Annotated in this window: 14 protein-coding genes and 1 other annotated feature; of the genes, 1 reads left to right on the top strand and 13 read right to left on the bottom strand. The window is 36.1% G+C overall.

The window, feature by feature from the left end:
* Positions 1–15: 15 nt before the first annotated feature.
* Positions 16–147, bottom strand: a sequence feature (ribosomal protein L20 leader region).
* A 60-nt stretch (positions 148–207) separates the two neighbouring features.
* The 10 genes from FA707_RS01885 to FA707_RS01840 all read right to left on the bottom strand — a co-directional run bounded on the left by FA707_RS01885 (position 208) and on the right by FA707_RS01840 (position 9,390).
* Positions 208–1,128 carry a metal ABC transporter solute-binding protein, Zn/Mn family gene (locus tag FA707_RS01885; RefSeq protein WP_136952635.1) on the bottom strand — a complete coding sequence of 307 codons (921 nt, stop codon included), beginning with the start codon at positions 1,126–1,128 and terminating at the stop codon, positions 208–210.
* Positions 1,125–1,976 carry a metal ABC transporter permease gene (locus tag FA707_RS01880; RefSeq protein WP_136952634.1) on the bottom strand — a complete coding sequence of 284 codons (852 nt, stop codon included), beginning with the start codon at positions 1,974–1,976 and terminating at the stop codon, positions 1,125–1,127. Before FA707_RS01880 ends, FA707_RS01885 begins: the two co-directional genes overlap by 4 nt.
* Positions 1,973–2,704 (bottom strand): metal ABC transporter ATP-binding protein, encoded by a 732-nt coding sequence (locus tag FA707_RS01875; RefSeq protein ID WP_136954151.1) that lies wholly within the window; start codon positions 2,702–2,704, stop codon positions 1,973–1,975. Before FA707_RS01875 ends, FA707_RS01880 begins: the two co-directional genes overlap by 4 nt.
* 186 nt (positions 2,705–2,890) lie before the next feature.
* The gene (locus tag FA707_RS01870) at positions 2,891–3,730 is read right to left on the bottom strand and encodes a MurR/RpiR family transcriptional regulator (RefSeq protein WP_136952633.1); all 840 of its coding nucleotides are present in this window, start codon (positions 3,728–3,730) and stop codon (positions 2,891–2,893) included.
* 133 nt (positions 3,731–3,863) lie between these two features.
* Complete coding sequence (nagZ, locus tag FA707_RS01865; protein WP_154299879.1) at positions 3,864–5,423, bottom strand: beta-N-acetylhexosaminidase; 1,560 nt, start codon at positions 5,421–5,423, stop codon at positions 3,864–3,866.
* The gene (locus FA707_RS01860; protein WP_136952631.1) at positions 5,420–6,478 is read right to left on the bottom strand and encodes a MupG family TIM beta-alpha barrel fold protein; all 1,059 of its coding nucleotides are present in this window, start codon (positions 6,476–6,478) and stop codon (positions 5,420–5,422) included. Before FA707_RS01860 ends, nagZ begins: the two co-directional genes overlap by 4 nt.
* Before the next feature lie 10 nt (positions 6,479–6,488).
* On the bottom strand, positions 6,489–7,772 hold the full coding sequence (locus FA707_RS01855; RefSeq protein WP_136952630.1) for a PTS sugar transporter subunit IIC: 1,284 nt from the start codon (positions 7,770–7,772) through the stop codon (positions 6,489–6,491).
* A 174-nt stretch (positions 7,773–7,946) separates the two neighbouring features.
* Positions 7,947–8,132: a hypothetical protein gene (locus FA707_RS01850; protein WP_136954150.1), complete on the bottom strand. Its 186-nt coding sequence runs from the start codon at positions 8,130–8,132 to the stop codon at positions 7,947–7,949.
* Positions 8,133–8,139: 7 nt separating this feature from the next.
* On the bottom strand, positions 8,140–8,814 hold the full coding sequence (locus tag FA707_RS01845) for an NAD(P)H-dependent oxidoreductase (RefSeq protein WP_136952629.1): 675 nt from the start codon (positions 8,812–8,814) through the stop codon (positions 8,140–8,142).
* 9 nt (positions 8,815–8,823) lie between these two features.
* The gene (locus FA707_RS01840) at positions 8,824–9,390 is read right to left on the bottom strand and encodes an LOG family protein (protein WP_136952628.1); all 567 of its coding nucleotides are present in this window, start codon (positions 9,388–9,390) and stop codon (positions 8,824–8,826) included.
* Positions 9,391–9,562: 172 nt separating this feature from the next.
* Here FA707_RS01840 and FA707_RS01835 point away from each other — a divergent pair, with 172 nt between their 5' ends.
* Positions 9,563–9,829: a hypothetical protein gene (locus FA707_RS01835; protein WP_136952627.1), complete on the top strand. Its 267-nt coding sequence runs from the start codon at positions 9,563–9,565 to the stop codon at positions 9,827–9,829.
* A gap of 417 nt (positions 9,830–10,246) precedes the next feature.
* Here FA707_RS01835 and FA707_RS01830 read toward each other — a convergent pair whose 3' ends face one another.
* From FA707_RS01830 to FA707_RS01820, 3 genes are all read right to left on the bottom strand, one after another.
* Positions 10,247–11,608 carry an APC family permease gene (locus FA707_RS01830; RefSeq protein ID WP_136952626.1) on the bottom strand — a complete coding sequence of 454 codons (1,362 nt, stop codon included), beginning with the start codon at positions 11,606–11,608 and terminating at the stop codon, positions 10,247–10,249.
* A gap of 245 nt (positions 11,609–11,853) precedes the next feature.
* Positions 11,854–12,591 (bottom strand): tRNA pseudouridine(38-40) synthase TruA, encoded by a 738-nt coding sequence (gene truA, locus FA707_RS01825; protein WP_136952625.1) that lies wholly within the window; start codon positions 12,589–12,591, stop codon positions 11,854–11,856.
* Positions 12,592–12,653: 62 nt separating this feature from the next.
* On the bottom strand, positions 12,654–14,003 hold the full coding sequence (locus tag FA707_RS01820; protein ID WP_136952624.1) for a glucose-6-phosphate isomerase: 1,350 nt from the start codon (positions 14,001–14,003) through the stop codon (positions 12,654–12,656).
* Between the last annotated feature and the right edge of the window lie 92 nt (positions 14,004–14,095).

The raw sequence follows: 14,095 nt of genomic DNA, 5'->3' as shown, positions 1-14,095 counted from the left end.
TATTTTTTAGAGAAAATGGCAGAAAAAAAGAGTTCTTTTCGCAAAGAACCCCCATTTATTCCATATAGATAGTTACCTATCAAAAGAATTATCTAGCCCAGCAATAATAATCACTAAGGCGAGAAGCGGGAGCTTCTGCTTGATTTCTCGACCTACCTATAATATCAAATTCCTAGATGGTTGTCAACGATAATTCTTTATTTTTTGCTAATCACCTAATAAACCAGTTGAAATGTGTTCAATATTCCAAGCCATCATGTCATAATACGTATCGCCCTCTTCACCTTCTTTAGCTAATGAATCGGTAAAAACGGTTGAAACGATAGGCGTTTGTGTTTCACGACTGACCGCTTCCATTGTTTTGGGTGAAACACTGGTCTCAATAAACAATGCCGGCACCTTGTTTTCTTTAATAATAGAAGCAACGCGCTGAATTTGCTCCGGCGTGCCTTGGGTATCGGTATTAATTTCCCAAATAAATTCTGCTTGCAAATTAAAGGCTTCCGCAAAATATTTAAAGGCCCCTTCACTTGTAACTAATACGCGTTGTTTTTCAGGTATCTGCGCAAACTTTTCCTTACCTGTTTCGTACAATTCTTGTAGGGTTTGGTTATAATTTTTTGCATTTTCTTCATAATAAGCCTGATTGTCAGGATCCACTTGCCCTAAATACTTGGTAATATTTTCAACATACAGTTGACCATTGCTTAGTGACAACCAAGCATGCGGATCTTCTTGCCCTTCTTCACCCTTAGTCGTTAAAAATTTAGGTGCCACCCCTTCTGATACAACAAAGCTAACCTCTTCTTTACGACTATTCTCGATTAATTTCTGATACCAACCTTTTCCTGTTTCTAAATTCAAACCATTAGATAAAACAATATCGGCCTTTTCAACTGCTAACGTATCCTGGGGCGTTGGCTCATAGCTATGCGGATCCGTACCACGCGTTACAAGACTCGTTACTGTGACTTTATCCCCACCTACTTCTTGAACCATATCCGCAATCACCGAATAACTGGCAACAACTTCTAATTTATTTTTATCTGCACTATCTGACTCTTTACCACAAGCCGTCACCATAAGTAACAGCGCAACTAAACTCAGTATTCCTATAAGTTTTTTCATGAGACAATGGTTTCCTTTCTTCTAATAAAGTTATTTTTGGGAGAAAAAATAAATGAGACGATGAAAAAAACTGCCCCAACTAACACGATTGTTGAACTAGTTGGCAAGTCATAGTTGAAACTAACAAAGACCCCCAACACGCCCATTAATACGCCTAAAAGAGAGGCTCCAATCATCATCTGTTTTAAATTTTTAACCCATAAATACATAGTCGCTGCTGGAGTCACAAGTAACGCAATCACCATCACAATCCCAACTTGCGATAAAGCAGAAACCGTAAAAATCGTTAACAACACCATCAGTAAATAATGATAAAAGTTAGTGTTAATCCCGTAACTTTGCGCAATTACCGGATCAAATGAACTAATAAAGAATCCTTGGTAAAACACTATGACTAAGGCTAGTACCACAACTAAAATAATAAGTGACTGTAATAATTCTTGAGGGGTTACGGCTAAGACATTCCCAAACAAAATGTGGTTTAAGTCTGTGCCGCTCTGAGCTTTACTAATCAAAATAACTCCTAAAGCGAAAAAACTGCTCAAGATAATGCCAATTGAACTATCGGTTTTAATCGTGCTTTTCTTCGTAATGAACTCAATCAAAGCCGCTGCCAATACACCAAAGAAAGTGGCACCAATCATCATTGGAAGTCCCAATAAATAGGAAATGGCCACTCCTGGCAAGACCGCATGTGATAACGCATCGCCCATCAACGATAATCTTCTAAGGACAATAAAACTTCCCAACATGCCACTCGTTAAACCAATCAGCGTCGAAGCAATCAAGGCCGTCATCATACTGACTGGCACATTAAAGAAATCTGCTAAACTAAAAATAACACTCATCCTGCTACCTTCCTTTCTGCTTGCTTGACGTTTAGTGTCGGAACATCATTAGTTGGTATCATATCCCCCATCCACGTACCATAAACTTGTTGCAACGTTTCACTCGTAAAGGTATCAGCGACCGGGCCTTGCGCGACAATCCCTTGATTAATAAGTAAGACATAGTCAAAATATTGAGGCACTTTGGCCAAGTCATGATGAACCATCAAAATGGTTTTATCTTGAGAAACCAATTCTTTTAGAACTTCCATGATGACTTGCTCACTAACAATGTCGATTCCTACAAATGGTTCATCTAATAATAATAAATCGGCCTGTTGTGCTAAAGCTCTAGCGATAAAAACGCGTTGTAATTGGCCTCCAGACAATTCATTCAATCCTCGTTTGGTGAAATCTTCTAACCCCAGTCGTTCAATACACGCTTGTGCAATAGCTTTTTGTTCTTTACCTAGTCGTTGCCATTTTTTTAACGTCGGATAGGTCCCCATCAGAACCGTTTCAAAGACGGTTATCGGAAACGTTGTATCAACTTCTGCCTTTTGTGGCACATAAGCGACATGAGTATCTGGCGCCAAAATATCTTTACCATTGACCGTCACTCTACCACTTTCCGTTTTTATCAAAGATAAAAGACCTTTTAGGAATGTTGATTTACCTGAACCGTTTGGCCCGATAATACCGATCATTTGATTTAAAGGAATATTAGTTGAAACACGATTTAATATCATATTCCCTTGATACGCCACTGTTAAGTGTTTGATTTCTAACAATCAAACCACCTCCTCTTCTTAATTGAATTGTATACCACAAAAAAGTTTTAGGCAACCCTAAACTTTTTGTCAAAAAAATAAAAAGTAGCAAAAAGATTCTTTAAGCTACTTTTTATAAATAAATTTCAAACAACGCAAATCAAGTTAATAATTCCCTTTCCCCACCTCAAAGCTACGCTTTATTAATTGATAGTTTCCTTCAAAATCCGTGTTCATATACATAAAGAACAAGATGTCTATCAGTATATAATACGCATGTAATGAAGTTGTCGCCCCACTTCTTATGGTCGCTTCATTTGGTTTCATAATTTGTAAATTGATATCAACTAACTCATTAAGACGATGTTTTCCAAATTTCGAAACCCCTATTCGTTTAAGCTGATTGTTCTTAGCATGATTCAATAATTTAATCACTTCATCATTCTCGCCTGAATTAGAAATACCTATAAACAAATTATCCGGCGAAGAACTTATTATCATAGGGAGCAACGAATGAAAATCTTCTTCAAAAATAACAATTTTTCCGATTCGACTAAACTTTTGTTGTAAATTAATCGCGACTAATTTGGACGCGCCTACGCCATACAAATAGATAACCGGGGCTTGTTTAATTATCTCAATAGCTTGGCTAATCATTTTACCCTCGATATTTTCAACGGTATCTAACATAGTTTGATAAGAATTTCCCAACAGCTTGTACTTAATATCTTCTAATGATTCAGAACCTGTAATATCAGAGTATCCCTCTTCTACTCCCTTACTGATCTCTAGAGAGAGAGCCATTTTCATCTCGCTAAAACTAGTAAGGCCAATTTTTTTTAACATTCTAATCACTGCAGCGGCACTAGTATCAGCTAAATTTGCTAATTCCGTTGTTGTTAACATTGTTACTTGTTCTGGAAATTGACAAATATATTCTGCAACTTTCCTTTCAGAATTTGACATTTCATCAATCATTACGTTTATTTTTTTTATAACACTCATTACAACCCACTCCTGTTTCCTGTTTTTCTATCTTTCATTATAAGCTATTTGTACAAAAAAAGTGATAAATGTAACGAATTTATAAGACTTCATAGATACCTAGTCTCATTACGTTATCATTTATCACTTCTAATTAATTATCTTGCAGTCTAATAGGCATTTCGCCAGTAAAATAGGTCAAATCATCTAAATGGTTCATCGCTTGAGTTATCACTGCTTGAGTTGGTTCAAACATTACTACACCTGCCAAGCGATTAGGTAAAGATAACTTATCAAGATCATACGGATTTCTCATAACGAAATGAACAGTTGGTAAGATTAGTTGACTTGAAAAATTAACCAACCAGTCATTCATGTTAACATTCACTGTGAACAACATTATTTTGTCATTTTGACCGAGAGTTGTTAATAATTCCTCATGTTTACAATCAATTAAACCTTGGTGATTGTATGTTACAAAGGTGGTATCATTTGTGAGTTCCTTAAAAATTTTATCGAAATCATACGCATTATGAATATCTTCCACACGCAATAAATTTTTCTCATCAGGGAACAATACCACTATTTTATCATCTTCAGTGATCAATGGAGATGTAATAGATGATGGTACCATATTCACACATCCCATTTGATAAGCCTTTTCAGCTAATTCCTCATGTTCTTTTTTTTCGAATGAACTTAACTCAAAATCAAAATCGATTGAGTGTTTAGAAATTAATTGTTCCATACGCTCTAGTGATTTTTCTAGCCGTTGCTCGCTAATTTCACCTTGCTTGATTTTAGCAATTAGATGGTCCATAGCAGCTATCTGTTTTTCGTATGTATGCGAAATCATCAATAAATCTGCTCCCGCATTAAACGCTTGATAACTTCCTTCAACAACGCCTACCGTCTGACTAATTGCGTCCATCTCTAAACAATCTGAAACAACCACACCTTTATAACCTAACTCATCGCGCAGTAAATCAGTAATTAAGAGCTTTGAGATACTAGCGGGTTGACTATCTAATGAAGAGAATATTATATGAGAAATCATAATCGTATCACAATTCAACGTAATAGCTCGTTCAAAAGGCACTAACTCCATTTGCTTTAACTCGTCCAAGCTTTTTTCAATCACTGGCACTGCCAAGTGTGAATCTACCATTGTATCACCATGACCTGGAAAATGTTTAACTGAACTAATCATATGCTGCGCTTGGTAGCCTGCTAGTGCTTCTCCAACATATTGTGCAACTTTTTCTGGTTGGTCACCAAAAGAACGCACACCGATAATTGGATTTTCAGGATTGTTATTAATATCCGCAACAGGCGCTAAATTCCAATTTATACCTAGATTTTTCAATTCAATCGCCGTTGCTTCTGCTATTTTTCTTGCTATACTCGGATCATTAGTAGCTGCTTGAGACATTTGTCCAGGAAACAGTGTGATATCTTCTGTTATCCTACGAATCACACCGTTCTCTTGATCTAGACAAATTAATACAGGATGTTCATATCCAACTTCTTGAGCAGTCGCTTGTATTTCAGTAGTTAATTTTTTTAATTGTTCAGCCGATGTAATATTTCGACTAAATAAAATCACACTACCGATATGATAATCAGTCATTAATTGGCGTAATTCCGGACTAACAGAGGTTCCTTCAAATCCTATTACAAACAATGAACCGACTTTTTTACTTAACTCTATCAATCTAGCACCTCCAAAGGTACAAATTTAATGACATGGGATCCATCAATAAAATGTAATAATTCTTTAAAATCAGGATGAACAAAGCCAATTTTATTTCCGCCTGAATAAAATGGTAAAGACATTTTACAAAGTTGGATTTCTCCTCCGTAACGATTAGATAAATCATTTAACAGAATAATATCGCCAAATTGACGGTCACCATTATTTTCTGGTCTAATCCCTGAGCATCTTGGTGTAGTCAAACGAACAATCTTTTCAGAGACATCACGGCGACTTGTTAATGTTTGACTAAATAGGTCATGATAACGTTTATCTAAATAAATAGGTAAGGTGATAACTTTATTTTGAAGATAATCTCTAATAAAACGTAATGTGCTGGCATAAGCTTGGCTATCACCAATCATCACACCAGAAGAATTCGTGCATTCAATTAATTCAACTGTTGCAACGTAAGGGTGTTTCGTTCGGTGACTTTCAACAGTTGGTAATCCTTCGAACAAAGGAAAGCGTTTCAATGCATCTCCTGTCACAAAAGCCATCACTGGAATCTCATATTTTAAAAATATCTCATTCATAAGTTTGACTGATTGTAGTGATAGACCTGTTTCATTTTTAGGATAAAAATTATGAATAGCAATAATTCTTTGTAAATCCACGCCGTAAGCCAAGGCTTCTGTAATGAATGTTTCATTCAATGTGCTAGCATTTAAAATAATTTCAAAATCTTCTTGCAATGATTTTATACGATCAATGTCATCAAAACCATAATCTAGCCTGATTGCTTTAATCCCCATCTCTTTTAATTCTTTGAAATCTCCCGCAGGAATTTTTAATTTTTCAAATGTTACGGGGGATACATCGGGAACTAATAACATATTATATTGATGACAATATGTTATTAACTCATCAAGCTGTTCTGTTGCCCGGGATAAATCCTCTTCGGGAATATGTAACGAAGTAAAGATATAACGAGCCCCATTTTCTGAAGCACTTCTAATATACTCCTCTGATAGATCTTGCAAATAAACTGAAATTCCAAATAATTTTGATGTCATGATTTCCCCTCTACTCCATTGTTTCTTCAACAACAAGTTCTTGTTTCTCTAAAGCTTTTACAAATGGTAAATATATAAAATATGAAACAACCCAACCAAATACAACAAAGATTAAAGCTGCCCAACTACCATTAGCAGCTAAAAATGCCTTAATTGGTGCGGGAGTTATCCATGGAACATTCAGAACAGGAACTGGAATCCAGCCTAATACTCGACCGATAACAGAAGTAATCGCTAAAACTAATGAAGATAGAGTAAATGGAATCATTAAAATCGGATTCATCATAATAGGTAAACCAAAAATCAATGGTTCTCCGATATTAAAAACAGCGGCAGGTAGAGCTAACGCCCCCATCCCTTTTAGACGTGCTACTTTGGAACGTGTTAGCATTAATGCTAACGGGAATAAACCAGTCCAAATGTAATTATCCATAAAGACGCTTGTAAAGGTATAAGGTAGCGGCTCTCCAGCTTGCATAGCTGTTTGGTTAGCTGTCATCATTTGAGTCCAGAATGTACCAGCAACACCCGAAACAATATTACTACCATGAATACCAACTGACCATAAGATTCGATTTAGTAAAGTGACAATGATTACTGCAATCGAGCTATCTCCAACTTTTACTAATGGTTCGAAAACTGATGTAATCAATTCGTTAATGTTAATATGTAATACTGCACTAATCAACCACCAAAACACAATAACGAAGAATGAAGGAATTAAAGCTGTAAAAGCATTTGATACCATTGCTGGTACACCTTCAGGTAGTTTCATTACTATTTTTTTACGAATAAAGAATCGATACATTTCGACTGTTACAATACCCACTAAAATAGCTGAGAAAACCCCTAAAGCACCTAATGCTGCTGAAGGCACTCCTGAAAAACTACCAGGCTCTTTAGAACCTTCAACAATAGTTGAGACTGTTTGAGCAGGATTGATTAATAAAAATGATGCAACAGCTAAAATCATCGGTTGAACTATGTCCATTTTCTCATTCTTATTTTGGTTGTACCATTCAACTAAAGCATATGAAGTCGTAATAACAGTAAAAAGTGCAATAAACGACGTACCCACCCCAGATGCTGCCGCTAATGTCCATCTGAACTCACCTAAGAAATTTAAATACGTATCATTAGGAAATGATGCTAATAATAAAAATAATGAACCGATAACTAAAAGACTCATAATCCCTAAACCAGTTCGCTGAATTACCTGTACATATTTTAACTGTGAAAATTTAATTAATGGTGGTGCTATTTTAGTTTCGACAAATTGTGTAATTTTATCCATTTTCCTTCTCCTTAAATAATATTTTTGTTTACGCTTTCATTATAAAGATTGTAAAACGTTTTTTCAAGTTTTATTTGAAAAAACTAAAAAAACATTTCATAACGAAGATTAAAAAAACTATAACTAGCTTCTCAATTATCGAGAAAGCATTAGTTATAGTCCATCAATCTAATATTAATTCCCGCCCCATTCTTTGGGGCTCCAAAGTGTTCCATCTAGTTGGCCTTCTAGTTGTTCTAATCGATTGTATTGCTCTGCAATTAATTTTTTTAAGGATAAATATAACGCCTTTTCCTCATAAGAGGTCACTTGTGTCAACAAATCATCAATCTCTGTTAATAGCCAATTTTTTTCTTCCATACCAGGTCTACTCCAATTCATCTAAGGTAAAACGCAACATCTCTAGTTCTTCTTGATTTGCTTGTAGCTGTTCTTTAATTAAGTCAATTTTGTGTTGCACACTTGCTTCTTTAGTTCTAGAAACCTCAGTTAGCTGATGTTGAAACCAAGCCATACGATCTGCTAAACTTTGCGAATTCCCTAACATAATATATTGTTGATAACGAATCAATAATTTTTGCTTACAGCTTTCCGTCATATAGGCGAACTGATAAATGCCAAAAATCGGTAAATATTGCCACTTAAATTTATTGGCAACAGCTTGGTACGGACGCATCAATTCATCCATGGTAAAAATCTCACGACCACCCGCTTGGTATTCTTTTTTAGCCACTCCCGCAATCACAACGATGCCGAATTCTTTACCTTGCCAGTCGTCAATTTTTTTCTCATCTAGTACAACATCTTGCCATTCTTTCAACGTGGCGGGTGAACTATACCAGTACAATGGGAATTGGAAGATAATCCGGTCATGGTCAGCTATCAATGTTTGTTCATACTCACGATTGATATTTCCTTGTGGATAGTATTTTTCTAAATGATGCAGTGTGACGTTTTCTAATGTCTGAGTTGCCGCCATCAAAAATTGTTGCGTACTTGAACCACTAACATCTGGATGCGATAAAATAATTAATGTTTTCATAGAGACTCCTTATTTATCATAAACCCGTTTAGTTGGTGGGGTATAATTTGTTATAAATGCTTGAATCTCTATTAACGAATCTGAGAACAAGAGCGCTTCACGATCACTGGCAAAAAGAAAACCTTCTGTTACCATCTGATCAAAAAACTGCGCCAATAAATCGTAATAACCATTCACATTATAAAAAATACATGGTTTATCATGTTGGCCAATACGACTCCACGAAACGACTTCACTGATTTCCTCTAATGTTCCCGGACCACCTGGCATCGCTATAAAGACATCCGCCAAGTCAATCATCTTTTGTTTACGCTCATGCATTGTGTCAACATATAGCAATTCGGTCAATCCCTCTTGCGTAATCTCATTATCTGCCAAAAAATGTGGCATGACACCGATTGTTTGACGCTTAGCTTCAATTAGTTCTCTAGCTAAGACACCCATCAACCCTAATTTTGAGCCGCCGTAAACTAAATCATACCCTTCGCTTGCCATCCATTGGCCAAGCTCACGGGATTTTTCAGCATAAATTGGGTTAATCCCCATCGCTGAAGCACAGTATACTGCAATATTCATCATAATACCCCCTATTTTCTTCTTATATAGCATAAGCCATAGTCAAAGTAAAAGGCAAATAAAAGACGAGCCAATAATCATTAGTTTAACAAAATTTAGAAATTGATAATGTTGAATACTCAAAGAAATCGTGTTAACCTATCAAAAAAGGAACGAATAAAAAGGAGATCAGATGTTTAAAAATAGAAATTATCATAAAAATGTCTATCAAAATTATCATAGTCGTTATACGACTGCAAGTAAAATTGCTGAAGTCATCGAAACACTGTTAGTTATTGTTTCATTTGCCACTTTCTCAAACACGACGAGTGGTTGGCTTGTATTAATTAATTGGGTTGTCTTACCAGTTTTCACCATTATCACATTCATCTTAATGATGCTTGATTTTCGTGGGCGTACATTTGCTGCTAAACATGATAACTATACCGAAGGAGAATAACAAATGGCAATACTTATCGAATTAATTGGCGATTTCTTGTTATTTCTAGGAGATGAACTATTTTTTAGAGCTGAATACGACAAAAGGAAAAAAAGGCAGTATATCTCCTCTTGTTTACTCTATCTACTAAATTTGATATTCTTTTGCCTTATCGGCCTTATTTTTTTTGGCACCTTAAAAATTTCATACGCTAATAATTTTAAGGTAAGTACCCTTTTTCCAGTCATCATCCTATTAGCACTATTTATTTTCATGGCGTGGCGAACGTATCACTATACTCGTCATATTTGGCACCTCACTAACTTCTTTTTTAATAAAAAAACTTAATCATCTTCAGCTGAGAGCTATGGTCGTTCATTGATTAGAGCTCCTATTTAACATCAATAAAACCTCGAGAAACGTTCCCGAGGTTTTTACTTAATCTTCAGATTTCACTGGGTAGCCACTTGCTTTCGTTTCTTTCATGGTGTAATAATAATAAATTGGCAAACCTGCCAGCATGATGATAATACCTGAAATAGCATAAGTAAACTGCGTAATCAAGGTGCTAATAACGACATAGCCGCCTCCCATAATCGCAATTATTGGTATCACCGGATATAGTGGCACTTTGTAAGGTCGAATAGCATCTGGTCGTTCGCGACGCCATTTAATCACGCCATAAAAAGTTAAGCAGTAAAAAATCCATACCATAAAGGTAGATAAATCAGTTAATAAATCAAACTTGCCCGTTAAGCAATAAATACTTGAGACGATAACAACAAACCACGTCGCATTTACTGGTGACCCGTTATCATTGACTTTCATCAATGCCTCACTAAAAGGAATTTTTCTTGTTTCAGCAAACGTATACGTGGAACGTGCAGCTGTCATAATAAAACCATTTAAACTACCAAACACAGAAATTAAAATGCCAATGGATACAAGTTGTCCACCTGAACGTCCAAATAACACTCTAGAAACATCCGCAGCTGGCGTTTCTGTTAACATCAATTGATTTGCTGGCATTACCCATAAATAAGCGATATTAATGACCACATAAATTAATGACACGATGGTTAAACCAAGAATTAATGCTCGCGGTAAATCTTTACTGGGATTTTTCATTTCTCCCGCTAACATACCGACACTTATCCAACCATCAAAGGCAAATAAGGCAGCTAAAAGCGCTAATGAAAAAGCTTTTCCTGGGTCAATTTCTGGTCCTACGAGTGGGGTTAACACATCGTGTCCTGTTCCTTTCACAAAACTCACCACCACAATCAATGTAATCGGTATCATTTTACATAGCGTTAAGACCATTTGTAAGCGACCACTTGCCTCAGCACCTAAATTACATAAATAGCCTAAAAAAACTATCGTCACAATGGAAATCACGACTTTAGGCCAGTAGGCATTCGGATCAAGACCGAGCAAACTCGATGCTTGGACGCCAAAAACAACTGCTACAGCAGCGATGGAACCTGTTTGATACAACGATGAATCCACCCATCCTGATAAGAAGCCAATTTTCGGTCCAAAAATATCGTGTAAATAAGTAACCATTCCGCCTGTTTTAGGAATCATGGCTGCAATTTCTGACGCGGTTAATGCGCCAGCTAAAGACAGTAGCCCCGCCAAGATCCAAGCTAAAATCCCTAAACCCGGTTCTCCACCTGTTGCTCGAAATATCGCATAAGGTTTGAAAAATATTCCCGATCCGATAACAATTCCAATGATAGTGGTTAAAGCAACGGTAAATCCTAATGTTCTTTTTAACTGATGACTATTTTCTGACATATTTCACCCCTGAGAGACACCTTCATTTTTCTTAACTTTTATACATATAAATACTGATTTCTCTATACATCCATATATAATTCAATTATAACGTATCTTAATAGCCATAACGTGACATATTCGTCTTTTTAATAAATTATTAATGAGGCTCAAGGTTTCCTCGTCATCTATCAGGCAAGTTTACAACGATATAAAATAACCTTGCTTATCTTAAAAAGAATCCAGCAAGGTTTATGTTTAATTATTTAATAATACACTTCATCTAAAAATAAAGCGTGGGCTGGTACAGTTTCACCGGCTTGTTGACGGACTTTCTTTGCAAAAATTTCATCAATTACTTCAACTGGTAACTTTCCTAAACCAATTTCGATAATCGTGCCCATCATGATACGAACCATGTTATAAAGGAAACCATCCCCCACAAACTGAAATTCTAACAAATTGCCATACTGATTAACGTTGATAGCTTCAATCGTGCGAACCGTTGATTTTTTAGTTTTTTTCAGAGAAGAAAAACCGATAAAATCATGTTGACCTGTTAATTTTTGACAAGCTAGCTGCATTTTTTCAAGATCGAGTGCTTGCTTAACATGAAAACTAGTGTGGCGTTCTAATGCTGTTGGTACTTCGCTATTCCAAACATAATATGAATATTGCTTTCCTTTGACGTTATAACGGGCATGAAAACGTTCTGGCATCTCTTCGACTTTAGTAATGACCATGTCATTTGGTAAATAACGATTTAAAAACGACAACATTTGTTCACGGGTTAAGTCTGAAGTCGTCTTGAAGTTCGCGACTTGACCACGAGCATGTGTCCCAGCGTCTGTTCGACCTGAGCCAATAATTTCAATTGTTTCACCGGTCATTTGTTTCAAGGTACTCTCGATTTTCCCTTGAATGGTTTTATCAGAATCGCCTAGACGTTGCCAACCTAAGTAGCGACGACCGTCATATTCGATCGTTAATTTAATATTTCTCATATGAACTCCTTTAGTTAAAAAAGAATGAAGCCTAAAAAGACTTCATTCTTTTCATTTATTGATTATAGACGCGCGTTTAATTCTTGCGCTAACTCTTCAAATCCAGGTTTGCCTAATAATGCAAACATATTTTTCTTGTAAGCTTCAACACCTGGTTGGTCAAATGGGTTAACCCCGTTTAAGTAACCTGAGATACCACAAGCGATTTCGAAGAAGTACATTAAGTAACCTAATGTGTAAGCATTTTGTTCTGGGATAGTTACCACGAAGTTTGGTACATCGCCATCAGTATGTGCTAATAATGTTCCTTGGAAAGCTTTAGTGTTAACGAAGTCAACATCTTTACCTTCTAAGTAACCTAGACCGTCTAAATCTTTATCCATTGTTGGGATGTTGATATTGCGACGAGGTTTGTCTAATTTGATAACTGTCTCAAAAATATTGCGTTGACCTTCTTGGATGTATTGTCCTAGCGAGTGTAAGTCAGTTGAGAAGTTAGCACTTGAAGGGTAGATACCTTTTTGATTTTTACCTTCTGATTCACCGAATAATTGTTTCCACCACTCTGAGAAGTATTGTAAACTTGGCTCATAGTTGATTAATAATTCAGTGACTTTACCTTTACGGTATAAAATATTACGTAATGCTGCGTATTGGTAAGCAGCGTTTTCTTCTAATTTATCACTAGCGAAATCTTTACGTGCTTGGTTAGCACCTTCCATTAAACCAGTAATATCAGCACCACTTGCTGCAATTGGTAATAAACCTACGGCTGTTAATACTGAGAAACGTCCACCAACGTCATCAGGAATCACAAATGTTTCCCAACCTTCTTCGTCAGCTTCTACTTTCACCGCACCTTTTGCTTTATCAGTTGTTGCGTAGATACGTTTGTTCGCTTCTTCTTTACCATATTTGTTAATTAATAATTCTTTGAACACACGGAATGCAATCGCTGGCTCCGTTGTTGTTCCTGATTTAGAAATCACGTTAACAGAGAAATCACGCTCACCAATAATGTCGATTAAGTCTGTTAAGTAAGTTGAACTAATGCTGTTACCTGCAAAGAAAATTTGTGGTGCTTTACGATCTTCGTTGCTTTGTAAGTTGTAGAAAGTATTGTTTAAGAAATCTAGAGCAGCTTTCGCGCCTAAATAAGAACCACCAATACCAATTACTACTAATACTTCTGAATCTGATTTGATTTTTTCAGCAGCTTGTTGAATACGTGCAAATTCTTCTTTGTCATAGTTTTCTGGTAGGTCTACCCAACCGATAAAGTCGCTACCAGCGCCAGTCCCATTACGTAAATCGTTGTGAGCAGCTGTTACTTGGCTTTGCATGTAACCTAATTCATTTTCACCAATGAATTTGCCAACTACTTTAGAGTAGTCAAATTGAATATGTGTCATGATGTTTCCTCCTGATTGTGATACTTTTTTCTTTCCCCTCTACTTTACGTTTTTTTTCAATATTTTTCAAGTAAACAGATGAATTAATCGGA

The sequence above is a fragment of the Vagococcus zengguangii genome (assembly GCF_005145005.1).
Lineage (GTDB): Bacteria > Bacillota > Bacilli > Lactobacillales > Vagococcaceae > Vagococcus_A > Vagococcus_A zengguangii.
This window is presented reverse-complemented; position numbering and strand designations above follow the sequence as displayed.

What these genes read in the sequence shown, in the direction of transcription:
- FA707_RS01885 (WP_136952635.1), bottom strand. Translation starts at nt 1,128, where the DNA reads ATGAAAAAACTTATAGGAATACTGAGTTTAGTTGCGCTGTTACTTATG.
- FA707_RS01880 (WP_136952634.1), bottom strand. Translation starts at nt 1,976, where the DNA reads ATGAGTGTTATTTTTAGTTTAGCAGATTTCTTTAATGTGCCAGTCAGT.
- FA707_RS01875 (WP_136954151.1), bottom strand. Translation starts at nt 2,704, where the DNA reads ATGATATTAAATCGTGTTTCAACTAATATTCCTTTAAATCAAATGATC.
- FA707_RS01870 (WP_136952633.1), bottom strand. Translation starts at nt 3,730, where the DNA reads ATGAGTGTTATAAAAAAAATAAACGTAATGATTGATGAAATGTCAAAT.
- FA707_RS01860 (WP_136952631.1), bottom strand. Translation starts at nt 6,478, where the DNA reads ATGACATCAAAATTATTTGGAATTTCAGTTTATTTGCAAGATCTATCA.
- FA707_RS01855 (WP_136952630.1), bottom strand. Translation starts at nt 7,772, where the DNA reads ATGGATAAAATTACACAATTTGTCGAAACTAAAATAGCACCACCATTA.
- FA707_RS01850 (WP_136954150.1), bottom strand. Translation starts at nt 8,132, where the DNA reads ATGGAAGAAAAAAATTGGCTATTAACAGAGATTGATGATTTGTTGACA.
- FA707_RS01845 (WP_136952629.1), bottom strand. Translation starts at nt 8,814, where the DNA reads ATGAAAACATTAATTATTTTATCGCATCCAGATGTTAGTGGTTCAAGT.
- FA707_RS01840 (WP_136952628.1), bottom strand. Translation starts at nt 9,390, where the DNA reads ATGAATATTGCAGTATACTGTGCTTCAGCGATGGGGATTAACCCAATT.
- FA707_RS01835 (WP_136952627.1), top strand. Translation starts at nt 9,563, where the DNA reads ATGTTTAAAAATAGAAATTATCATAAAAATGTCTATCAAAATTATCAT.
- FA707_RS01830 (WP_136952626.1), bottom strand. Translation starts at nt 11,608, where the DNA reads ATGTCAGAAAATAGTCATCAGTTAAAAAGAACATTAGGATTTACCGTT.
- truA (WP_136952625.1), bottom strand. Translation starts at nt 12,591, where the DNA reads ATGAGAAATATTAAATTAACGATCGAATATGACGGTCGTCGCTACTTA.
- FA707_RS01820 (WP_136952624.1), bottom strand. Translation starts at nt 14,003, where the DNA reads ATGACACATATTCAATTTGACTACTCTAAAGTAGTTGGCAAATTCATT.